Annotated in this window: 24 protein-coding genes; 4 read left to right on the top strand and 20 right to left on the bottom strand. The window is 41.6% G+C overall.

Going from position 1 to position 23,378, the window contains the following annotated elements:
- Positions 1-47 precede the first annotated feature (47 nt).
- Positions 48-1,010, bottom strand: coding sequence for a DUF4351 domain-containing protein (locus tag DP117_RS34715; protein ID WP_169222676.1), 963 nt, complete (start codon positions 1,008-1,010; stop codon positions 48-50).
- 212 nt (positions 1,011-1,222) lie between these two features.
- On the opposite strand from DP117_RS34715, the gene DP117_RS34710 reads away from it, so the two are divergent.
- From DP117_RS34710 to DP117_RS37440, 3 genes are all read left to right on the top strand, one after another.
- The gene (locus tag DP117_RS34710; protein ID WP_169222675.1) at positions 1,223-2,602 is read left to right on the top strand and encodes a hypothetical protein; all 1,380 of its coding nucleotides are present in this window, start codon (positions 1,223-1,225) and stop codon (positions 2,600-2,602) included.
- Positions 2,603-2,759: 157 nt separating this feature from the next.
- On the top strand, positions 2,760-3,203 hold the full coding sequence (locus DP117_RS34705) for a hypothetical protein (RefSeq protein ID WP_169222674.1): 444 nt from the start codon (positions 2,760-2,762) through the stop codon (positions 3,201-3,203).
- Between the two features lie 51 nt (positions 3,204-3,254).
- Positions 3,255-5,123 (top strand): tetratricopeptide repeat protein, encoded by a 1,869-nt coding sequence (locus DP117_RS37440; RefSeq protein WP_169222673.1) that lies wholly within the window; start codon positions 3,255-3,257, stop codon positions 5,121-5,123.
- Positions 5,124-5,662: 539 nt separating this feature from the next.
- On the opposite strand, the gene DP117_RS34695 is transcribed toward DP117_RS37440, so the two are convergent.
- From DP117_RS34695 to DP117_RS34620, 15 genes are all read right to left on the bottom strand, one after another.
- Positions 5,663-6,220 (bottom strand): hypothetical protein, encoded by a 558-nt coding sequence (locus DP117_RS34695; protein ID WP_169222672.1) that lies wholly within the window; start codon positions 6,218-6,220, stop codon positions 5,663-5,665.
- Positions 6,221-6,699: 479 nt separating this feature from the next.
- The gene (gene terL / locus DP117_RS34690) at positions 6,700-7,788 is read right to left on the bottom strand and encodes a phage terminase large subunit (protein ID WP_169222671.1); all 1,089 of its coding nucleotides are present in this window, start codon (positions 7,786-7,788) and stop codon (positions 6,700-6,702) included.
- Between the two features lie 334 nt (positions 7,789-8,122).
- Positions 8,123-8,524, bottom strand: a complete 402-nt coding sequence (locus DP117_RS34680) for a hypothetical protein (protein WP_169222669.1) — start codon at positions 8,522-8,524, stop codon at positions 8,123-8,125.
- Positions 8,525-8,721: 197 nt separating this feature from the next.
- Entirely contained in the window at positions 8,722-9,519 is a 798-nt protein-coding gene (locus DP117_RS34675; protein ID WP_169222668.1) for a hypothetical protein, read from the bottom strand.
- Positions 9,476-10,135 carry a terminase small subunit gene (locus DP117_RS34670; protein ID WP_169222667.1) on the bottom strand — a complete coding sequence of 220 codons (660 nt, stop codon included), beginning with the start codon at positions 10,133-10,135 and terminating at the stop codon, positions 9,476-9,478. The genes DP117_RS34675 and DP117_RS34670 overlap by 44 nt, the downstream gene beginning before the upstream one ends.
- A 52-nt stretch (positions 10,136-10,187) precedes the next feature.
- Entirely contained in the window at positions 10,188-11,054 is an 867-nt protein-coding gene (locus tag DP117_RS34665) for a hypothetical protein (protein WP_169222666.1), read from the bottom strand.
- 112 nt (positions 11,055-11,166) lie between these two features.
- A complete protein-coding gene (locus DP117_RS34660; protein ID WP_169222665.1) occupies positions 11,167-12,999 on the bottom strand; it encodes a DNA N-6-adenine-methyltransferase in 1,833 nt (610 codons plus the stop codon).
- Positions 13,000-13,080: 81 nt separating this feature from the next.
- On the bottom strand, positions 13,081-14,583 hold the full coding sequence (locus DP117_RS34655) for a DEAD/DEAH box helicase (protein ID WP_169222664.1): 1,503 nt from the start codon (positions 14,581-14,583) through the stop codon (positions 13,081-13,083).
- The gene (locus DP117_RS34650) at positions 14,583-15,443 is read right to left on the bottom strand and encodes a hypothetical protein (protein ID WP_169222663.1); all 861 of its coding nucleotides are present in this window, start codon (positions 15,441-15,443) and stop codon (positions 14,583-14,585) included. The genes DP117_RS34655 and DP117_RS34650 overlap by 1 nt, the downstream gene beginning before the upstream one ends.
- 64 nt (positions 15,444-15,507) lie before the next feature.
- On the bottom strand, positions 15,508-17,127 hold the full coding sequence (locus DP117_RS34645) for a hypothetical protein (RefSeq protein ID WP_169222662.1): 1,620 nt from the start codon (positions 17,125-17,127) through the stop codon (positions 15,508-15,510).
- Between the two features lie 84 nt (positions 17,128-17,211).
- Positions 17,212-17,385 carry a hypothetical protein gene (locus tag DP117_RS34640; protein ID WP_169222661.1) on the bottom strand — a complete coding sequence of 58 codons (174 nt, stop codon included), beginning with the start codon at positions 17,383-17,385 and terminating at the stop codon, positions 17,212-17,214.
- Positions 17,378-18,058: a hypothetical protein gene (locus DP117_RS34635; protein ID WP_169222660.1), complete on the bottom strand. Its 681-nt coding sequence runs from the start codon at positions 18,056-18,058 to the stop codon at positions 17,378-17,380. Before DP117_RS34635 ends, DP117_RS34640 begins: the two co-directional genes overlap by 8 nt.
- 516 nt (positions 18,059-18,574) lie before the next feature.
- The gene (locus DP117_RS34630; RefSeq protein WP_169222659.1) at positions 18,575-18,721 is read right to left on the bottom strand and encodes a hypothetical protein; all 147 of its coding nucleotides are present in this window, start codon (positions 18,719-18,721) and stop codon (positions 18,575-18,577) included.
- Positions 18,722-18,816: 95 nt separating this feature from the next.
- On the bottom strand, positions 18,817-19,692 hold the full coding sequence (locus DP117_RS34625; protein WP_169222658.1) for a hypothetical protein: 876 nt from the start codon (positions 19,690-19,692) through the stop codon (positions 18,817-18,819).
- A gap of 33 nt (positions 19,693-19,725) precedes the next feature.
- Positions 19,726-20,124, bottom strand: coding sequence for a hypothetical protein (locus tag DP117_RS34620; protein WP_169222657.1), 399 nt, complete (start codon positions 20,122-20,124; stop codon positions 19,726-19,728).
- 201 nt (positions 20,125-20,325) lie between these two features.
- Between DP117_RS34620 and DP117_RS34615 the strand changes: the two genes are divergently transcribed.
- Complete coding sequence (locus DP117_RS34615) at positions 20,326-20,658, top strand: hypothetical protein (protein ID WP_169222656.1); 333 nt, start codon at positions 20,326-20,328, stop codon at positions 20,656-20,658.
- Between the two features lie 91 nt (positions 20,659-20,749).
- Here the strand turns inward: DP117_RS34615 and DP117_RS34610 are convergent, their stop codons facing one another.
- The 4 genes from DP117_RS34610 to DP117_RS34595 form a co-directional block, all read right to left on the bottom strand.
- Positions 20,750-21,802, bottom strand: coding sequence for a DNA cytosine methyltransferase (locus DP117_RS34610; RefSeq protein ID WP_169222655.1), 1,053 nt, complete (start codon positions 21,800-21,802; stop codon positions 20,750-20,752).
- A 32-nt stretch (positions 21,803-21,834) separates the two neighbouring features.
- Entirely contained in the window at positions 21,835-22,128 is a 294-nt protein-coding gene (locus DP117_RS34605; protein ID WP_169222654.1) for a hypothetical protein, read from the bottom strand.
- Positions 22,129-22,337: 209 nt separating this feature from the next.
- Positions 22,338-22,637, bottom strand: coding sequence for a hypothetical protein (locus DP117_RS34600; RefSeq protein ID WP_169222653.1), 300 nt, complete (start codon positions 22,635-22,637; stop codon positions 22,338-22,340).
- A gap of 15 nt (positions 22,638-22,652) precedes the next feature.
- A partial coding sequence (locus DP117_RS34595) for a hypothetical protein (protein ID WP_211176544.1) occupies positions 22,653-23,378 on the bottom strand: 726 nt, incomplete at its 5' end.

Here is a 23,378-nt window from a genome sequence, read left to right as displayed (position 1 = left end):
ATCAAAAATCGAACGAAATCCACTTGCTTCTGGAACGAAAATAAACGCTAATTTTTAGTTTCATTGAGATGTGCTTGTAACCAATTTAGCAAGTCACCCATTGCTGTAAAATCTAATAAAGCTTCGCCAAGTGCTTCTAACTCTTCCAGTGAAAGAGCCTGTACTTGCTTTTTAACCTCTTGAGGTAACTCTCCTACCCGTTTTTGTAGTAGCCGCACAATTATAGTCTGTCCAACTTCAAGTTTTCCACGCTCGTAGCCAATACGCTCGCCTGTAGTAATATAGCTCATTGCACGCTCCTGCTCAAACTCCTTAAAATCTTGCCAAAACTCTGCTTCTAATGCTTTTGGTAAAATCATAACCCAATCCACAAAGCGGTAAAGGTTACGAATATCTTTTTCTGCTAAACCTAGTTCGTACAATCGGCGAATTAAGCTAAATTTCCAAGTTTTGCGTTCAGCTGGCTTTTTACTAGTCTGCTGTGTTTTCAGATGTGCCATTACAACCGTTGCAAAAGGATTATCGCTCTTCTCTAATTCCGTCCAACGGTTTTGATAATCGAGAAGCTTGACGATGCCAAATTTAAAATGCAGACTACTATCAGGATAATTATAACTGTATTGATTTGGTCGCCATGTCGGGTCTGTATCACACAAAATCGCTAAACTAATGGCAGGTTTCGCAAATCTGTCAAAAATTCGTAGGTTGTAAGAAAACATTCTTTCTGCAAAGTCATCTTCCGGTTTAGCCTGGATTTCGACATGGATTAATAACCAAATTTCTTCTCCTTGAATTTGCCAAACTTTGACCAATTTGTCTGCGTATCTTCTTCCTTGTTCGGCATTACGGGCTATTTGTTGAAATTCCTTATCAAGAAATTGGTGGGGACGTTCCCAATTAATTAATGCAGCAGTTTGAGGAAAGAAGAATTCCATTGCTTGGGGAAAGTAGGCTTCTAAGATTTCTTTCCACGGTGAATCATTATCGGCTCTTTCGCGTTCAGAGGTCATGAATTAGCTTGAGTTTATAGTACTGGTGTTTCAATTATCAAGCTTACGGTGCAATACCTCAACGCAATAACTTCATTAAATAGTGAGTGAAAATCCGTGAACAGCGAAAAGCCGAGCGCTTGTGTAAATGTTCGTTAACAGAAAAACCTCTGGGGCAAGAATGGTCGGCTGAGTCATGATACCCTCAAGACAGTTGTACCCTCTGCACTCTTATGAGTACTGTAGATTTGCACCTAATTGAGGAAAATTGGCATTATTACAATGGCAATCTTTTTGATTTCTGGATTGGGATAAAACCAGACACCCAGACAGAAGAAGGGCAAGCTCTTGCTGATGACATTTATCGAATGTTTCAAGAGATAAATGTCATCTCTGAGGTGGTTACACGTCACGCTGATGCACTTTTAGGACGAGATCCTACTGCATCTTTTAATGTGGGCAATAGTAATTTAAATGAATCAGAGTTACAGTCAGCTAATATCGCGATCGCTGATTACTTAGCAAGAACTTTAGGCACACCCGTGGGAAATTTTGATTTCCCAGATCCAATCTATGAATCACTTTTAAATCTGCTTGTCGGTGGTGTTTCTTATCTGAGGGCAACTACAGTAGATGGTACTGTTTATTTGCATTGTCCACCTGTAGAAAGCGTCAAAGTAGTTACAAGAGATGCGATTGGACGCCCACGAAAAATAGAATACTATTACGTAGAAGAAGATAAAAAGTTAATAGAAACTCAATACCTTAACGAAACAAGACAAACAGTTTTTGAATATTACGAATTAGGGGAACAGAACCCATACTATACTTTTTCTATTAATTTAGGAGGACGCTTAACAATTACCGAAGGCAAGCGACGACCTTTTATAACGACCTCCATGAAAACAGCACAGAATGCCATTAATCATGCTGCCACCTTGATCCCCAGAAATAACCAAATCTCCGGTTTTGTCTCTCGTATCTTCCTAAATGCAAAATTACCCGGAGAATTCCAGACTGATGAAAGAACAGGTAAACGGGTATTTATTAAAGATCCAGAAGCAATTGTCATCGCTCCAGGAATGCTTAATTTTATCTCTGGAGTTGCTATTAAAGATGAGCAAGGCTTGACTAGAGGGTATACCTCACCAACCGTTCACACAGAACAACCAATAGAGATTAAGACATTTGTTGATGCTGCTACCTTTAGTCTAGGAACTATCTACTCACAGGCTAATCAATCTCATTTATTAGCAAGTGACCTTACTTTATCTGGGCGATCGCGTCAAGAATTACGCAATGATTTTGTTATCGCACTCCTGAAAGACTCTAAACGACTTCAGGACTTTTACAGTAATGCTTTCTTTGGTGCTTATCTGTTAGACCGCTACTACCAAGGACAAGACAATACAGAGCATAGCAAACTTGTTCTAAATTTTATTGTCAATGCTAACCCTGGTCAACTCTTACCAGAAGAAAGACAACAGATCATATCAACTTATCAAGCAGGATTGTTGAGTAAAGAAACAGCGATCGCTCTTCTTGCTTACACCGATTCCCCAATAGCAGAATTAGAAAAAATTAGACTTGAATCTAACAGTAATAATGCTTAATTTTAAAGGTTTGGGATACAATCTCAATTTTGCTTACATCAATTTTATCTAACCAGCGACGGTAAACTATAAGTTTTTTACTTTGATTGCGGAGGTTGCGGAATTTAGGACAGAAACATATATTAATAAATAAGATACCGTGCTTACGAGGTAGTATATGGAGCCATTGACTGCTGGTGCGATCGCTGTTGGTACTATAGTTGCCACTAAAGTCTTAGAAAAAACAACCGAAAAGGGAACAGAAATTTTATTGAATAAAGCTGGTAAGTTCTTAGTTACCCTTAAAAAACACTCTCCCAATACTGTAGTTGCTATTGAGAAAGCACCAGAACAACCACTCGATTATGGCAAAGCTGTACTGGAAGTAGAATCTGCGGCTAAGGCTAATCCTGAAGTGGCTCAAGCTGCACAGGAATTGGCAACAGCAGCCGAAACTAATCCACCGTCAAACTTGGCTGAAATTCTGAGGGAGATAAAAGAAGCTGTGGAGCAATCTCAAAAATCATATCCTTCAACTTTTATCCAAAACATCGAAAAAGCTATTAATGCGGCTCAAACGCAAACTATTGACCAAAGAGGTAGTACTTTCAATATTACTTGAGAAAAGTCGCCCGAACGGGAACGGGCAAAGTTAAATCCCCCAAATAATGTTGTGTTTCAAGGTTCTGCTAACTTTGTTGGCAGACAGAATGAACTTTCCCTACTGCGAGAAAAGTTGCAGCAACCAAACGCAGTCGCAATTTTTGTTTCTGGTATGGGTGGTGTTGGCAAAACTGAACTCGCAACGCAATATGCACGTCAATATGAAGCGGATTATCCTGGTGGGATTTGCTGGTTAGATGCCAGAACGTCGAATTTTGCAGCAGAAATAGTGCAGTTTGCCCAACTTCACATGAATCTGGCAGTCCCACAAAAGAATTCCCTCGGAGAGCCGTGGAGTCTTACCAAACAGGTAAACTGGTGTTGGCAGCAGTGGCAACCATCAGAAGGACTGGCGTTGGTAGTGTTCGATGGTATCACCGATTTGGCTAATTATCAACAACTTAGACCAAAAGGTAACCGCTTCCATGTGTTGATGACAACGCGGTTGCTAACACTCAACTCCGATGAGAAATCTCTGATATTTCTGAATGTGTTGTCACCAGAAGAAGCTTTGCAATTGTTGAGGGGGCTAGTGGGTGAAAGACGAGTGCAAAAGGAAGAGGAAACAGCGAAACTGTTGTGTGAATGGCTGGGGTATCTACCTTTGGGTTTGGAATTGGTGGGGCGGTATTTAGCTAAAAAACCTCCCCATTGGACTTTAGCAAAGATGTTGGAGCGGCTGAAACAGCAGCGACTTCAAGATGAAGCGATAAACCGCCATCAGCAACAATTGCAACAAACCTTGAGTACAGCACAGCTTGGAGTTTTGGATGCATTTGAACTAAGTTGGCGGGAACTCGCTTCTACGACACAGGGTGTGGGTGAGCTATTAAGTTTATTCGCACCGGATATCTTTGCTTGGGAACGGGTAGAGTCTGCAACTGGGAGGCTGAATTGGGATGCAAGTGAAGTTGAAACAGCTGTTGAGCAACTTTACGAACGCCATTTGATTCAATGGGTGGAAAATAAAACTGGAGATAGAAGAGATGATTACTACAAAATTCATCCCTTAATTCGGGAGTTTTTGAAACTCAAGCAAGCAGCATCAGAACAAGCCGATGAATTGAAACGCGCTTTTGCAGAAACTTTTATCGCAATTGCTCAAGAAATTCCCTATTCGCCAACCCGTCGTGATATTGAATCCGTCAAAGATGCTATTCCACATTTAGCAGAGGTGGCACAAAATCTGACTGATGCAGTCAGTGATGAAAATTTAATTTGGGTTTTTACTGGCTTGGGTAGATTTTATTCTGGACAGGGATTGTATGAGCTTGCTCAACCTTGGGGTGAGCAATGTGTATCAGTAGTAAGACGCAGTTTTGAAAAAAAACATCCCTACTATGCCACTAGCCTGAACAACTTAGGAAATATCTACTACTTCCAAAAGTGCTATAAAAAAGCTGAACCCTTGTATAAGGAAGCCCTGGCGATAAGAGCAAGGGTGCTGAGAGAAAAACATCCCGACTATGCTACTAGCCTCGACTATGCCACTAGCCTGAACAACTTAGGAAATATCTACACCTCCCAAGGGCGCTATCAAGAAGCTGAACCATTGTATAAGTACGCCGTGGAACTAACAGAAGACATACGAGACATACGAGGAGAAAAACATCCCGACTATGCCACTTACTTGAACAACTTAGGCAAGGTTTACTACTTCCAAAAGTGCTATCCAGAAGCTGAACCATTGTATCAAAAAGCCCTGGCTATAACAGCAAAGGTGCTGGGAGAAGAACATCCCGACTATGCCACTAGCCTGAAGAACTTAGCAGATCTCTACACCTCCCAAGGGCGCTATCCAGAAGCTGAACCATTGTATCAAAAAGCCCTGGCTATAACAGCAAAGGTGCTGGGAGAAGAACATCCCTTTCAAGGGTAGGGATTTAAGAAAAGGGCGATTTAGCCAGTAAAATAGACAACTGAAGTCAGACTGCAAAAATACGCAAGGCAGATGCAACTTTAGGTGTGAGAGGGAGAATGCCAATAGAAAAAAGTGAAGAATTAAGACAATAGACAAGGATAATCATAGAAAAGATGCTGCATCTGACCAAGACACAAGCAGTGGTACTAGCAATGTGGAGTTTTGGGATAGTCATGAGCTAACAAGCGTGGGCTGACAACAGTTTCGGTGTTTTTAGCACAGCTATTGGGAAAAAAGGAAAATACAGTACCTCAGCAACTAAGGAATGGTTAACAGATGCACAAGATAAAACAAAAACAAAAGATGGACGGGCTTGATTGCAGGTAACATCTTGTTTTAGTCCATTGCTGTCGTAGATTCTCTGCCTGTAGCCAGAGTCAGAAAAACGCCTAGTGGGACTTAAACAAAAAAGAAAATAAAAATCAGTACAAAAGTTAAATTAATACCTCTGGTTTTTCCAAAATTTCAGCATAATTTTTAATTGACAAAATTAAAAATTATCTGACCCTAACCCTGACCTTTGAAAGTCCTTTCTCTGCAGACTTGATCATTATTGGAAGTTCTTTCTCTGCAGACTTGAGCATTATTGGAAGTTCTTTCTCTGCAGACTTGATCATTATTGAAAGTTCTTTCTCTGCAGACTTGATATTTATATTGCTGGGTATTGTTTTGAAGAAGAATCCTATGAAGTTGTCGATATTCGGTTTTATGATGCGGACAGCCAATTCTGTCATGCTTATGGAGCTACCTTTTGACTCAAAAGGAGGCGCCGCAACTTTTAAAGACGGTTGGGGCGCATCAGAACAGAAGTCATCCTTGCCTGAAAGCCTTTGGATTTGCACATCAGGACAGTACTGAAGCTCTAATTCTTGTATGTTCTCTATTATCTTCTGCCGTTCTTCGTCATTTAGACGATTCTTTTTTATAATAAAAGGTTTATCAGATAATTGTGGGCTTGTTTGCGGTTGACGATCGCCAGCAAAGGCAATCCGAGGAATAGATACTGTTGTGATTAAGACAAAGGTAGCTATTAATCCGCGTAATTTATGTTGCATATAGAGATTAGTCCTGAACACTGATTTATAAGAATGGCTGGCTGAAAACCCTTGAAAGACAGCAACGTAGTTGCATTTTTCGTGCTTTAGACAAGGGATGAAAGCCGTTTGTGTAGCCTAATGGCTATAATTTTATCTATAGTTGACGCAATGTGCGACTTAATGTTCCCTAACAAGTTCGTCGAACTGAAGAGGGTCACAATTGTGGCGATTAAGCCAAAAAACAGACGGTATGAGCTAAAATATTACGATACTTAAAAAAGCTTAACAGTTATCAGTTACCAGTTAATCCCCATGAATAAACTCGCTGTGGATTTTGGCAAGGAATAACTTTTCTTTTCTTTCCACAAATGAATTTGGGGGCTTGTACCCTAACAGTGAACAGTGAAAAGTCTCTCTGTTACCTGGTAACTGGTCACTGTTTCGGTCAAGGTTCACCGAAAGTTTTTCTAAAAAAGTTTGTTTAAGTAGCAGCAGTCTTAGTAAACCTTGATTCGCCCTGTCATCCCTTCCTCAGAATCCAAGTCTTGCAAGCGCCAACGATTAAGGTAATACTGGATGATTTGCGATCCCGCGTCTACACAATCGTCAGAAGAATAATTAGGGAAAGCTTCAAACTCAATCTTGTACTCTTGGAGCCAGGAAGCACTCCTGAGGAGCAAAACGTTTCCTGATTCATACATAGGCGCTACTGCCTGCGCTCTGGCTTTCTTGGATTCCTTGGGATTGATTTCTATAATCATGGGAATACTAGTTTGCAAAGACTGAATTATTGCTTTGCCGTTGGCTTTACCTTCAACCAGAGTAGGACCGATCGCAACCCCTAAGTCTTCCTGCCATTGTTTGTGCAATTTGGACAAAGCTGCCTTAGTCTTGGGGAATGTTAGCCTTTGACGCAGTTGATCATGTACGTAAAAGTAAGGACGAGAAATCAACCACAACTGGATGACAACATAACTAGCTGTCTCGGATTCAGAACCAAAGGAACAATCTACCGTTATCGCAGCTATAAAACGCTTAGGTAGCTCGTCGTAATATCGCCACCAATCCGGGCTGAAAATGCCTCCAGAAGCAGGGTAAGGCTCTTGAGCGTGTCTTGAAGCGTACATATACGCTCCAAGCGTTCTAAGGGCGTCTGCGTCCTCTTCTTCACCAAATCTCTCAGGATGCAGTAATTCCCCAGGTTGACGAGTGGCGATAATTTTATCTGTGATAGGCGATCGCCACTCTTCTGGTTCTTTTGCCCTTGTCGGTATCTTGATGTATTTGTACTTGTCCGCCTGGTCGCTCAAGATGTAACCACTAATGTCTGATATATGAGTACGCTGCTGTATGACCACAACAGAAGTTTTCTTAGGATCAGACTTTCGTCCAATCGAGTAATCTTTGAATTTCCTTAGCTCTTCTTCTCGAATGCGATCGCTTTCAGCCTTTACTACGTTGTTGGGGTCATCGCAATTATGAACGAGAACCCCATCTGCAAAATAATTATGATTAGCTGTTGCTATGTTGTAAGTCTTGAGCGGCGTATGCTTGCGCCTAATAGCCTTAACAGTTCTTTCTTCCATGTTTCCCTTTGTTCAATGCTACCATGCATCTTACCGTGGCAGTACTTACAAAGGGTAATGAGATTATAAACAGAAGAGTTGGTTTTGTCGTAGTCCACATGATGAACGTGTAACTTTAACCCGTGTTCTCGTTCGGTCATTCCACACAAGAGGCAGGTATAGCGATCGCGGTGACGGATTACAGACTTAACTCTTCGATTGAAATCATAAGAGTATTTGCCTCTGCAATCACCGTGTACATACCTACCGTTATTTTTACCTCTCATTCTTCTGCTGTGTGCAACATCTTTACATTTTATGGAGCAATAGCGTCTATTCAATCGCTCCATCGTCACTACAAAAGGCTTTGTACACTCAAAACAATTAATTGTAAATCGGGTTTTACATCTATTTGGTAATCCTTGCTCTTGTTGCAGCTTACGGAGTTCCCTTTCTTGTCGTCTTTGCTCTCGTCTTGATTCTTCCTGGTCTTTCTTTTGCTGACGACAGCGATCGCATATCCTTCTTTCATGCTTCCCATCCCCCGGTATACTCCCTTGACACTTATTGCATCTTCTGTTGTATCTACGGTACTTGCCATTGATGTATTGTGCATTGCGATCGCCTCTCTCAAAAAGTCCAAAACATGATTTAGAGCAAAAATGATGCTTGAAGCCTCCCCTTGCTTGATGTGCGGGTGCTCTGTAATATTGCTTGCCACACTGCTCACAAGTGAAGTAACTACTTTTTTTGTCATGCTCCCAATAGCAAGCGTGACCACAGTATTTCACCCCTCTATTTAAGTTCTTTTGATTAGTAATCAAATCACCGCAATTTAAGCACGGAACCGGATTAGGTCTAAGACCACCTCGTTTATTATTGTTAAAGCATTCTCTACTACAAAATGTTTGCTTTTCTGATGGCTTGCTTACAAAAAATTCTGATTTGCAGAACTTACAGGTTCTCTGTTTCGTCATAAATTAGTACTACATCATTGATGGCTATGTCTCTAGCAGGGATATAGCCTTTGTCTTTTACCCATACTGGGTGATCCTCTGTACATTCAATGATGCGATCGCCTAAGTCGATTTCAATCAATTCTCTGCCGGGATTCTCTTCGTATCGCTCTATATCCCCATACTCTATAGACTCAGTTTCATGATTGAAAGTTGCAACTTTTATAGGTAACTTTTTCTCTACAATTTCTCCTATCGGCAATAGACCAGAGTCAGTATTAATAACTTGGTGGTAAGGAAGGCAAATTATACCTCCCGTGGCGTTTGCACCGACGCCAGTCACTGAGCCATCGAAACCACGAGATATAATCTCACCACGGTAGTTATTGGCAAATTCAGATATTCTATTTTTGTCATCTTTCAATTCCAGTTCTGGAAACAAGCCACGGTAGAAAGGCGATCGCATCAAATCTCGTCTCATTTGGTTGTGAGAGTTTGCCAAACTTGAGGCATAACTCAGGCATAACCATTTCCCCTCTGGATTATGCAACCACCTCCAACACGGGAAACAAACTGAAACTATCTCACTTTTGAGCGATCGCGGCTGAATATTAATTAATAAGTTTCTCTTCTCTACCTTCCCAACAGCTAGCCCTTCTAAAACCTCACACAAAAACTCAATGTGCCAATTGCGTAACAATTCTTCTGATGGATGTAATACTTCCCAAGCACCAAGAAAGAAATCGTAAAACTTATTCTTCTGCTTCCTCTGCTTCTTCGTCAGAGTCTTCCTCATCGGCTCGTTCGTCGTCTTCAGTATCTTCTGCTGATTCTTCCAGTTGCTCTGGTTGAGCCTGCTCGTCAAGAAGTCGCCATCTACCATCTTCTATTACCAAGTTCAAACCATAACGCCTGAGAATAGCGATCGCCAGATTCAAATCCCCACTCAAACCCAAAATCTTCATTAGCTTACCTAATGCATCCGTCTTAGAATGCATCTTCACAGCTACACCTGTTTTTGTTGCTACCACTTCCGCGATCGCCGCTCTCACATCCTCATCCAAATCCTCAGAGTTTTTAGTAACAACACTCGTCCCCTTAAACTCACAAACATCTGTTATTTGTGCATAAGCAATCCTCTCTAACTCCCTCATCAATCTTAGACGACTTCCAGCATAGCGAAGTGCCTCAGACTCTTGCAGTTCCTTGATTCTGGCTTTTATTAGGGGGTTTTTGAGGAGTCGATAACCCTCAGTATACGCTGCATTCCCTTGAGTCCTATAACCCGCTCTCATGTAAGCTTTCTGGGCATTTCCTAACAAGAAATACTCTTGACAAAACTTTTCTTGCTTCGGTGTGAGTCTATCTCCTTTTGGCACGTCTTCACCTTTTTCAGACTCCAGATTCATCATACATAAAAAGACTGCTGTTGTTGCAGCAGTCTCATAATAATGTAAACAAAGGCTAAACTTTTAAAGTGTATTTCCCATTCTCGAAATGTAAACCATATCCTTTACGTGCCGCAGCGATCGCCAACTGATGTACACTAGTTGCTTGGTTGTCTAGCAGTTCTCTTATTTCCTCCCATGTATAAGATCCCTCACCTAAACTAGTGTCTACAGGTTTGACATCCGCTTTCATGGCTTCCTCTATGGTTACTTCCAAAAAGAGCGATCGCGCTTTACTTATCTCTTCAGAAGACACCGCTTGCATGTCTTCTTCTTCCAAAGGAATCATAGGAGTAACAACAATCTCTTCTTCTACTTCTTCCTGAATCTCTTGTGGTTCCTTCTGCGCTACCGTAGAGTCATTTTGTGTGGAGTCATTTTGTGTAAGGGCAATACCCTCTGCCCTCAGCACCTCATCATAATCCTCATCACTCAACACATCATTACTCTCTTCAACTTGTTGTAGCCATTCTGTGTTAAGCCAATCAATTGCCTCTAAGTGAGTTTTAAAAATTTGCTCTTTGTCAACAAAGCTAATTGCTAGATACTTCTCTTTCCTATAAAGCTCAAACCCATGTTCAGCAAAAAGTTTCTCTGCCTCGACAAATCCCTTGTATCCTTCTAACCACCTTAACGCCTCAGTAGGAGTCTTAAAAACTTCATTCCAAGAAGTATTATCTTCAGCATTATCTACTGTAGCAACGAATTTACCATCCTCTCCTTTCTTTAAATCTATTCCAACTTCAGCAAACCTCTTAATCGCTTGTTCTAATTTAGACTCAGTAGCTTTGGTCTTAGATGCTGCCGTAGTCCTTGTCCTCTTAGTTGTCTTTTTCTCTGCTGGCACAGTTGAAGCTGGTGCAGCTTTTTTACGTGTTACCATTGCCTTGCTCCTTAATTTATTTTACAATATACATGATCTCGAAAAAGAGCAATCAGAAATATGCAAATATCAAGACTGCCACAGTTGCAGCAGTCTTAAAGTCATCCAAAAACTAGAACGGCGTTCTAGCGCTAGGGTCAATACAATAAGCGAGCGCCAATGCCTTGCCAAACCTATCGCTATGAGCAGTGTTTTCTGCAACCTCACCGTCTATAAGAACATGCCAGAAGTCACCTTCTTTTTTGACTTCAAGCTTATTGTTTCTAAAAGTGGTATACCAGCTACCCCCCTTTCCTTTTTCCCAAGTGGGCAAACCTAGCTGTTGAGACTGAATTTCTAGAACAGATTCAAAACTTAGACGAATATCTCCATACTGAGAAAACTCATCAATGAAAGCAGAAGTGCGAGCGCCATAGTAAATAATCGCAGTTGTTGAGCGATTGTTGTTTGCATCCAGATCATCTTGCGTCTTATTCGCTTCTTTAATCGCTTTATAGAACGCACCTTTTTCAAATTCTACACGCCCTCTGTAGAGACACATAACCATTTTGTGCTTTGCCATAACTTCTTGGCTTTTCTGGGCGAAAATAGCGCCACCTTCACAGACAACAATACCTTCTAGTGTATGAGCAGCGCTGATTTGTTCATCCAGCTTTTGAAAGAATCTAGGCTGCTTGCTAAAAGGGAAATTGGTAAATATTTTGCCGTGCCAATCCTTAGTTAAAGCATCATCTTTGATAGTGTAAAAGTTCTTGGCAGGAATAGGTTTCACCTCATCTACATAAGGAGCGCAAGGATCAAGCTCAATCTCACCTAATACCTTGATGCCACTTTCAACCAAAATCTTAGGTGTAAAACGGTTGTCTTCTGGTTTGTCCTTCAAAGAAATTGAAAGCTCTATTCTCGCCTCTACCGTATCACTTGCATCTGCCTTCTTCTCTGCCTCTTGTCTAATCTTTTCTGCTTGCTTTTGTTCAACAATCTTGCCAAGGTTTACCCGCTTTTTGCTGCTTTGTAGTAATTCTTGCCCTATCTCCCCAAGTAGATGAAGTGGAACTTTTGTCAATTCCGCATCAAAGCTAGAAGACTCATATTTATCCATGAGTTCTTTGGCAACTTGAGCTAGTTCCTCATGCCCTTCTTTCTGCAAGAAGTTGACATATTCAGAACCACTAATACTGTTATCTACCGCTGTACCTGAACCAAAACCAGTCAATTGAGCAATAACATCACTGGATCTAACGGCTCCATCCTTACCGATGCGCTTTCTCATTTCTTCGCGCTCAGCAACAAGTTTCGCGTCTTCTTCAGTCTGAATTCCACGACGTGCGATCGCTTTTAATTTACGCGCTTTGCTTTCTTGAATATCCCGCAACAACAGAGCTTCCTGCGCCCTCACAAAATGCGTTTTCTTTCTAGACTGATTATTCAAAATAAGCTGACTTAGCTCTTCTTCCTCTGTTAAGTATTCCTTAACCACCACAGGAACTCTAGGAATTTTTCTATACAGGTTAGCAGCTTGATACCTCTGGTTAATAATGTCAATCGTCTTTTTACGACGGTTGCCAGCAACAATTCTTCCTGTCGATGTAATTTCTAATGGCGCAATGTAAGGATCTGCAACGTCTAATGAGCGGATCAAATCCTCAAAAGTGTCATTCACATAAATCGCTTTGTTCTTAGGATGCACATACAGTAAATCAACATCCACCTCAATATACTGTCCTGGCTCTAAGTCTTGAACTTTGCTATGATATGCCTCTAAGATTGCCGCTTTTGCATCACTCTCATTGTTAAACAGCCCAAAAGACTCGAACTCCTCTCCTTTCTTAAGAGATGGAAAAAATTTCCCATCCACCTTGTCTATTGATAAAATATAGCCGCCTTGTACTTTGTTCCAAACAGGCGTTAACTTTTCTGTTTTCGCCTCAGTCGCTGTAGCCATTTGATCGCTTGCTCCTTATTAATTGCTTTAATAGTACACTTTCTCGATAATGATGTCAAGACTGCTTGATTTGAAACACTCTTACATACCTAATTCAAGAGAGAGTTGTCTTGAAATCCATGCAGGATCTCTAGATTCAGCAGCAGCGATCGCCTGTAAGTATTCTTCAAATGCTTTCCTCATCTTGGGGTTGCCAGGAGGAATAACAGCGTTTCTTCTCCAGTCGGAAGGAGCAAAGTAGCCGTAGGTATGCAAGAAACTTTCATCAGCCCATCTAAAAGGCAAGTTTTTAGCACAAGCTACTCTTAACATCTTCTGGTACTGAGCATAGTGGACTTTTTGAGCCTCATCTTTCCAGAGAATTTGCATATCTCCGGAAGGGAGGAAGCGATCGCTCAACTCAAGCCGCTCAAACTCGTAGCCACATCTACATTTTCGCTGCTGAGCAGAAACCATCTGCTCACAACAAGGGCATTTTTTGACTGGCTTTCTCTCCTCCCCAGTTTCTTCTTTATTTGTATTGGAAGAATTAAATAAGTCTGCTTCAGTGATTTCTAAGTCTTCAATCAATCCGAATTTGGAAACAATACCCATTTGATCAAGGATAAGACAATCAGTTTTGATGTCACCATCTGGATATGTGTAAGGGCGCATGACTCGCCCTACTGCTTGAAAATAAAATGAGGGTGAGTCACTGTTGCGAGCAAGAATTGCTACTCGTGCTTTGGGAATATCAACGCCCTCCACAAGCGCTACACAAGTTGTCAGGACTTTAATATTTTCTGCTTCAAAGTCATGAAAGTAGCGATCGCGTTTTTTAGATGAAATCCCCTCATGTATCGCAACAGAATTTATACCCTCATCATTAAATGCCTTGGCTAGTGCTTTAGCAAACGGGATTGACTCAGTAAAGGCAAAAGTTGGACTATTCTGCGCCCACTTCTTCCATTGAGCAATGATGTAATGGATATCAGCAGCCATATCCTTGCCATACGAGTTCGGAACCTCGTAATACACAGGCTGCACAAGATTACCCATCCTGATAAGTTGCCCGTAAGATGGGGCTTTCACCATTACCGGGAAAATATCACCTAAGCACTCATCACGCTTCAATCTCCAAGGAGTAGCAGTTAAGCCAATGTACACAGGTTCATTGCTATTTCTTCCCTCGGAGAGCTTAGGAAGTCTCTGTAACATGATTGAAGTATAACTAGTTACATGACATTCATCACTGACTACCAAGCCAGGTTTTAACCAAGACAAATCGCGCTCGCGTCCCAAAGACTGAAAGGAGCATATTTGTACAGGAGGAAACCTATTTTCCTTGTGGTTGCCCGACACAACACCACAACTTAAACCCCACCTAGCAAAGGATTTAACAGTTTGATTGATGAGCGCGTCTCTGTGGACGACAAACATTACTTGATGGTCTACGTTGACCGCATCTCTGACAATTTTTGCAGCTGTGTGGGTTTTACCTGCACCTGTAGGAGCAACTATTAAAACACGTCTTTTCCCTTGACGTATATGTGCGTAAGTCTCAGAAACAACTTTGTTTTGATAGTCTCTTAAGGTAGGTAGCATTACTTATAGATAACTGTTTGTGGTTGAGGTTGATTTTGGGTAAAGTGTGTTACTAATCTTTGTCCCATATCAAAGCAGACGGCTAAGACGGCGATCACAAGATAAATGAATAAAAAGTTAGGGCGTTTCCTTGCTTTGTGAGTCCACCTCCCGTCTTGGCGGTTTCCGTCACGTTCGCGTAGCGTCTCCGCAGGAGTTTGGGAGTGTGGCGAACCCGAAGGGTGATTGTAATAGTTTCTGGAGTATTTTTTAGAGGTGAACCAACGCCCAATAAACCGACACAACCACCATAAAACCTTAAATCCTGACCAAACTCCTTGAGCTACCTTACGGCTTTCTTGCCCCCAGTTCACATAGTCACTCAATCTAAAACCAGGTCTAGATGTAGTGTATGTTGGCTCTTCCTCGCAGTAATGCTTAAACGGTCTAGATGGATAATAATCTGGACACTGATCTACGAAAACAACGCACCCACCAGAATGCGTGACTCTATCTGCTTGACTCCATGCTGAATCAATCTCATCAGGCGATCGCTTCGTCAAAAGTCCAGCAACAACAATTTTTCTTGCCTTGCCTCCTTCATATAAAGGTCTGCCGTCCAAAGTTAAATGTTCTTGGTACAGTTTTGCTTGCCCGTAAGCTTGTAAAATCTCATTTCTACCTAACCACTTCTTAACTTCAATAATTAACCCTTGCCCATTTTTATCTGCGATTATGTCTACTCGACCTCCAATACAACTAACCTCAGTTCTGACATCATACCCTTGATTTCTATACCAATCAGCTAAGTAGTCTTGCAAGTGATACTCTTTCCACTCCGGGGGAAATCCTGCATCTTTCAAAAAGTCGTGTGCATTCATGCTCTACCGTGTGATTTTGTCGCTGTTTGTATTCTACTTTTACATTATTCACTATGTCAATGTCTTATGATTTGCTGGTGTATTCAATTCTTAACAAATCAAAAATCGCGTGTAGTCGCTTCCTGATAGTCATACCTGCAACACTCTTGCGATCGCTTCCATATCCTGGTTTAACGTGCCAAACCATTTCAATTAAGTCGTTTTGATTCCGGACATTAGGTTTTCCTTCTGCCTCATAACGCCAGTTGTACAACCATTCCACATACTCAATTTCTGCTTGGGTAATTTCACCTTGGGTAGGAAGAGGATGTTCAGGAGGAATATAAGTAAGCATCCTTTGCTTTTTCTCTGCTTGCTGAAGCTCAGAAACTGCGTTAAACTCTGCTATCGTCTCAGAGTTTTCTAGGCGAATTTCAGGAGGATTGTAGGCGAATATAGCAACCGGATCTTGCACAGTTGTTGGCATCCCTAAGTAGATTCGCTCCTGTGGTCTTAGCAAGAACTCATACCCCTCAGCTGCGACGGTAGGGACTGGCGCTTCTACAAGTTGCAAATGCATTTGTAAGCTGTTCTTATGTTTTTTTAGCTCTTCTATGGTTGTTGGGTGAGATGGGTCTTTATCTGCCAAAACAACGCGCACTGAATTGTCAGGAAAAATGTAGGAAGTGACCACATCCAAAATAATCCCAGCTTTTTCAAAATAAAACATACACAAATCCCGCGCCATGCTTTCACGTGGGTGATGTCCTCTAGGGACATTTGGGCGCTGTGTACGTTCATAACGTTCGTTTGCCATAACTAAACGCTGCTGTACAACTTCCAAAGATTTCTGTAGCTGGTTAATCTTCTGAATATACGGTTTTAAACGCTCTTGAACTTCAGCTTCTATTGCTGACTCTGATTCTTTCTCAAAATCCTGCCAAGCCTTTTCTTGTAAAGCTTTTAGCTTTTTCCTGCCTTCAGTATCAATTGCTTGGATGCGATCGCTACACTCTTGCTCAAATTCATCTCGCGCTTGCTGCAATTCTAATTCCCATCTTTGCTTATCCTGAGCTAGCTTTAACTGATCTGCTTGCTTTTGTCCTTCCCATTCCAGCTTCAGCCGTTCAATCTGCGCTTTTATCTCGGCTTCCATTGTGGCGATCGCACTTGTTTGCTCAGTTAACTTTGCTTTCTCCTGAGCAAGAACTACCGACGCCTCAGCACGCGCCTGGGCTAAAATCTTCTCTCGCTCAAATTGCACCTCTGCTTGCAACTCCGAGAGGGACACCAAATCCTGATATAGCTTTGCTCGCTCTGCTTTAAACTTATCCTTTTCCTGTTCCAATTCAGTTTTAATCCTAGATATTTCCGCTTTTTGTTCGGCAATATCGATAAGTAACTGCGATCGCTCTTCCTCCGCCTTTCTCGCTGTCTCCCTACTCTGCTTGTTCGCTGCGTCTAGAATTTTTTGGGCTTCCGCTTTAGCAGAAGAAATATCATTTACACTTGCCCTTGTTAACCGCTCAGTACTGTCTAGCAAATCTTCATACCTAGACCTTGCATCACTATACCGCTTTAATCCTTGCGCAGTTCCAACCGCCCCCGGTACAAAACCGACAGCAGCTACCATCAGCTTAATTCGATCATCCAACGGGGTAAACAATAAACCTAGTGCGAGCGCACCTACAAATAATTCTTTCATCTTCCTGTACACTGCTTCTTGATTTTGTCGCTTTTAAAAAAATCCCCTCACAAGAGGGGATAGAGTGTTTCAACTACAGCAGTCTTATCGAATTGAAGTCACAATGTATTGAGCGCTAATAAAGCTGATTGCAATTAATCCTATAGCTAAAACTGGGGAAAATGCCCACAAGGCGATCGCACCCTTAACACCCAGGTACACCCCTAGAATTGCCGTTAGCGTTACACTTGCCCAGAATGAACGATAATCCTCATTCATCTGTTTTTCCTCCCTCCAAAGCATTAACACCACTCACCTCTTCAAACCCCGGCATTTCTTCTAAAAGAGTGTTACGTGCCTTTGCAAAACGTTTTTGCGCCCGTCCGGCTGTAATAACCACGTCTGAAACTGCCTCAATCCGTTCAAATTTCTCCTTCACTCCTTTAACATCAGCCATAAATTTCTTGTGCTTCGCGGTATTACCTTTTTGACGAGTGTCTGACATTGCACTAGATAGCTCATAAGCATCACCCGCGAGCTTAACTTGTTGAGTTTGCAGTTTCACCCCTAGTCGGCGTGTCTTAACTTCCTCAATCTTGACGTTGAGTCCATTTTGCACCTGTTGCAGTTCAGCAATCCGCTTTCCTGCCTCTGCACCTGACATCCGCAAAGATTGGTCAGCAAGCAGGCTTTCAACCGTGATGCTATCAGGATTGACGCTCGCAACGTCCATAACACCTGAGTACATCTCAAGATTTGAAGCACTTGGCTTCTCGTCTAAATTGACAGTACTTAAAATGTTGTCGAGATTAAAGCTTGGTTTATCACCTTGCCTCGTAATAGAGGAATTAGCCGAACTTTCAGCCATAGGTTCAGCAGTAGGAAATCCAACATGATTAACGTCAATATTTCCGTCTACGAGCGCTGCTCTTTGTTGTCTTTTAGTCGCCATTTATTTGCTCCTGTGATTTGTTGACCGCTACACTTCCCTAAGTATGCGAAACCCCCTTTGTAGCGAGCGCATCCCGAAATTCCCCTCTACTCAATTTCGCTTCATCTATGCAATTTAGAACCAAATTCTGATCAAAACGACTTTTTCTAGTTCTAAAGGCTTGCAAATACTAGGTTTTTGACGCGAAGTTCAAACTTTTTTGGTCGTTTCAGCCATTTTCGTAGAACCGAACTAAGCAAGACTTTTAGAACTGCCAAATAGAACAAAATAAGAATGAGTCTTATTCTGCTTAAGTCTACGTATTTGGTGTCTTCAGGTGTATCTTACTTTGGAGCGTAAAATTCTATTTTCTGCGTCCCTACCTGAGAGTGTTGGTGTTGCAGCACTCTTAAAACCAAGAGAGGAGCTAAGGAACCGAATGAGATTCCAATGGTAAGGGCGATTATTAATAAGTGTTGTTGCGGTGAGTAAGAGTGACGCGAGAGTGATTCTAAGCTTTTGACCAAATTGTCAAATTCATGCTTTTCTTTGTAAGGCATAAGTCAAACCTGATAATGCAAACATCCCAGCAGCGAGAGGAGAAACTAAAAAGGTGGTAACGACTACGGCGGCTCCAACTGCGGCGATTGTTGCAACGCCAGAACAGTAAATGAAATCGTGCATACTTAGCATATTTCTATCCCTGATTACAATCTGCAAAACTATGTACTCCAGGCTGGTGAGGGCTAAGCCCCAATGGAGCTTAGCGTTAATTTGTTCTACTTCTTGATGTACTTCGTTGAAACCTTGGAAAAACTCACTAGCCGTTCCAGCCCTAAAGGGTGCTTCCCCTCCATGTTTGATGGTTTGGAGCGATGTACCTTTGTTCTTGTAATCAAAGTTTTCAGACTAATACCATGCTTCTTAAGCTCAAGCTCAGCTTTAGTGTATGCAAGCTCTGATTCTTGGATCTCTCCATTGAAAATTAATTCTAGATCTATTCCAATTGGCGCTAAAATTGCAACCGCCTGCTTTGTTTGCTCTTCGTCAAAAGAGGTTGCTAGTATTGCTTGCTCTTTCTCTAGTCGCTGTATTTCCAAAAGTTTTTGTGCTTCTACGACTGCTTGTAGATCGATTCCTTGCTCTGCAAGGGTTGAGTTGATGTCTAGACGACGATTAAGGATTTTTTCTCTTAATGCAGAATTGCGATCGCGTCTACGGTTAAAGTCTTCAGTCAAGACAAGCATTTCACCAGCATTGTAGAGAGCAACACGTCTCTCAGCATCATACACACCCTTTGCTAGGGCTAAAGCGTCCTCTTCACTGCTCAAGATAGTGTCAAGATTCTGAACAGTCTGCAAGCTGACTTCATGTACCTCTGCAATCAACTGACAATCTGCAAGTGTGAGCGCTTTTGGTTCCTCAACTTCAGTTTGATTACCTGTTTGTACGGCTGTATTTGACGCTGTTGTGTCAGCAGATTTCAATGATTTAATGTCTGCATCTATCCCTTGAAGCTTATTTGCAATGTCTAAGGGAATTTGTTCAGATGGACCTTTGACTTCGATTCCGTAGGTTAGAAGCGCGATCGCTACCTGCGACGGCTTCTGCTTCATTTTTTTCGCTAAAGCTTCAACTGTGATTGTGCTTTCCATTTGATTTTGTCGCTTTGATTTTGTCGCTAATGTTCAGATTCTGATTTTTGCCCAAAAGTAGGGATTGCGCTGTATTCGAGTGATAACAAGTCCTTTGTCGTTGAGGTCGTCAAAAATCTTTGAAATCCCAACCAAAATTCTTGCCTCTACCCTTGTAAATGGCGGTGGATCTGGATATATGGGTTTTGGGCGTTCCCCAAAGTTTATTCTGATCTGTACTGCCTTTAAATCCAGAGGATAACGAGGATACCTTTCTGTACAACTATCTCGGTAATCAACCACAAGCTCATAAGCCATCTTGCGATATACAATTAAAGTTCGTGGATTTTTCCCTGTCAGTTCTACAACTCTATCCAAACTTACAGTTTCCTCAAGCTGATCAACAAAAGTTCGATGAGTCACGTCATAAATGACTTCGCTTGTTGCAACCATGATTTATAAAGTTTTCAGAGGTTCTTAGTTTGCTTCGCTTTAGTTCGGTTTAACTTTGCTTCACTCACCTGAAATCATACTAGGGCAGGATTGGGCAATTAGTCAACTCCTTTGTCCCAATGCTGCCCATTATTATCAAAACTTTACATATGCAGGTGTTATGATAATGCTCAACCTGATACAAAAAAGGAGCAAAAGCTTATGACGCAAGCGGGATCGAGTGATCCAAGGATGAGAGTAGAACCAGGAGAGTTTTATAGAGACTTGTTAAAAGCTGATGCCTTTTGTAGAGGAAACACGGATGCTCAACAAGCTGATAGTTTGCTGGGAGCTAAACTGCAAGAAAGAGAATCCCTCATAGTCAGTAAAATAAAATACCTAGCCTGGAAAAGAGGAATTACAACCGCTCAATTGTGGCTTGATATTCAAACCGGGAAAGCTAAAAGGATAACACCTGAAGAGATAGCGGCTTATCGGGAGCAAGGACTTATAGATGAAACTGGTGATATTCCTGGATTACGTGAATTGAAATGAAAAGAGCGAGCGCTTTCTTGATATTAAGATTGCGCTCGCTCTTTTCAGCCTTCATCCTAAAATATAGACAAGACTGTTACAACTCAAACACTCAAAGACCTAGATTATTACTTTTCAGAAAATAAGAGTAGAAACTAGGACAAACGGCATTGCCTAAAACTTTTCCAGCAAGAGAATAAACATTGCTAGGCGCGTACCAGTCAGGGAAACCACAAAGGCGTGCTACATCGCGAATACGCAAAGCATACATTTTCTCCTCATGGTAGTAAGTTAAGCTAGAAGTACGTTGTGATGAGTTTTGGTCAGTAAAATAGCTCGTGGTAATTGTCCACATTGGCTCATATTGCTGACGGATAGCAAGAGATTTGTTAGAGACACCTATTTTATCAACCATAATTGGAGATGGGTGATTTTTCTCAAAGTATGCGATGATTGCATCCATCTGCTTTTTACTTGGTTGTACAATCTTCCTATCCTCCCAGCCAATCGCTTCTAACCAACCTATACGCCTGGTCTTGGGTGGAAGTTTAAGAGGGCGGTTGGTACTTCTCCAGCCCATAATAAATGTCCTTCTACGGCTTTGTGGTGTGTTGTAATCCATCATGTCTAATTCATACGCTTTAAAATGATAGGAGCAAGCCTGCAATGCATTCTTAATTGCTAGATATGCCATGCCTTTGACGTAGGAAGGAGAACATTCTAAGGTGAAGTACTCAGGGGTAAGAGTGGCGATCGCACTACTCACAGCTTGACCTATCTCTATATCTGCTAAAGTTTCAGTAGTTTTGTTGAGTGTTCTGAGTTTTGTGTAGTTCGTACATGGTGGCGATGCATGAAGAATAGTAGGATTTCTCGGTACTCCTGCAAAATCGCTTGCTGCCGCTGCTTGAACTGTTTGCAGCTGCAAAGTACTACCATACTCTGCAAAGTTGACGTTTTGCACAAATTTGTAATGTTGAGAAAGTCCTGGCTCTTTCGGGTCGTATTCAATACCTACCAGGGGTCTTACTCCTGCCAAAATCGCTCCTGTTTTTATACCACCACCACAACTACACAAATCAACCAATGTAGGAGCATTGTCTGACAATTTGGGCTTATTCATCTTAGGATAGTGATTGTGATTGTTTTTTCGAGATTCAGTCATACGCTCCTACGGCAGTACGTAGGAGCGGTGATTTACGCTATTTGTGTAAAGAGATAACAGTATGCCTCTCTATACCCGCCCGTGGTAAGTGCAAGACGCTCTACATAATCTGATGCGATCGCATCATTTGTATAAAGCTTCCTTGCAAACTTGCGAACATGCTTAACACTCTTACTTTTGTAGTCAATGTGCTTAGCTTTCGCGGTTGGAATAGTAAAACTCTGGTCTGTCTCTCTACTTACAGGAGCTAAAGTGTAAATCTCCTCTGTCGCTTCAGTAACAACGTACTCAAGCTTTTTGTAATTAACGTAAATTTTGCTGTCCATGTCCATCTGATTTTGTCGCTTTTTCTATAGTATGCATTATCTAAAAAATAAGTGACAAGGGTAGAAGCATCAGTTTTTTTGATGTACATAGAGGAAAAATAAGGTAGAATTCGATGATTAAATATATAGATGAAGAGTGTTTGAACACATGCAGTCTTAAAAAAGAACCGCCTATCTGTGGCGGTTCTTGATGTTGCATGGAACATCAATCAATTATGAATTCGGATTCGGCTTAATCTTTCAGATGTTAATCGAACTTGCCTTAATTTCCACACTGATAGTCGAATACCTGGCTTAGGACGACATTGAGATATGACTTCACTAGGCTGTAAATGATGCAACCAATGTCTATACAAGCATTTTTCTAGTTGTGCATCATTAATGATTCTTTCTTCTATGTTTCCGTTCTCAAGATTTTCGACGATAACTAAATATTGTCGTAGTATTGCAAGCGTCACAAACCGATGTTTGCAAGCTGGATGAATGTTGCGTAATGGGTACAGTGGCATTGAGTTCATCCTCTATTAATTTCTGACTTGCAATACTGGAAGTCCATAGTTTTGTTGCCACTGTGTCAGGCAATCCTTGAGAGGAACACCAAGAGAAGCTTTGCCAATAATGGCATTGTCGATTGCTGCGCTCGCCTCAGTATTATCCTGAGCAAAAGCTTTGCAGACGGCTTTGATAGCTTGGTTGGTCTGCTCAGCAGTTAACATATCTGCGCTTAGCCCTGGAAATGCGCGGCTAAAGTAAAAATCAAATCGTGCTTGCTCAAATCCTAAGATTTTGATAAGGGTAGCAAAAACAGTACTGTTTTGTGGTCTGAGTCCTGGGGGAAGTTCTGCAATTGGCGTCGCGTTGTATTTAGGTGCAAGTTCCTCAGTTAGACGTTCACAAATCGCTGCATAATCGCCGCCGTCGTAGGTAAAGGTAATGTCTTTTTTGGATGTGTAACCATACTCTGCGACCAATCGATTTAAACCGTCGTCTGTAAAACCTGCTTTCTTGGCGATCGCCATCATCCTGCCTATCTGATTTTGACTGATGGGTTTACCCTTGGACTTAACATTAGGATCTGACAAATCTCCTCCGGTAGCTGCTAAGAGTCCTGCGTTCTCTACTTTTTTCGATTCTTTGGGGTTAATTTCTTTCTTTGTTTCGCTCCACTGATTATCGTGATAAGCCTTATAAGCTCTCATATCACCTTGGCTACTCATGTACTTACAGCAGATTGCAGGTAAATGAGGTAC

The sequence above is a fragment of the Brasilonema sp. UFV-L1 genome, assembly GCF_012912105.1.
Lineage (GTDB): Bacteria > Cyanobacteriota > Cyanobacteriia > Cyanobacteriales > Nostocaceae > Brasilonema.
This window is presented reverse-complemented; position numbering and strand designations above follow the sequence as displayed.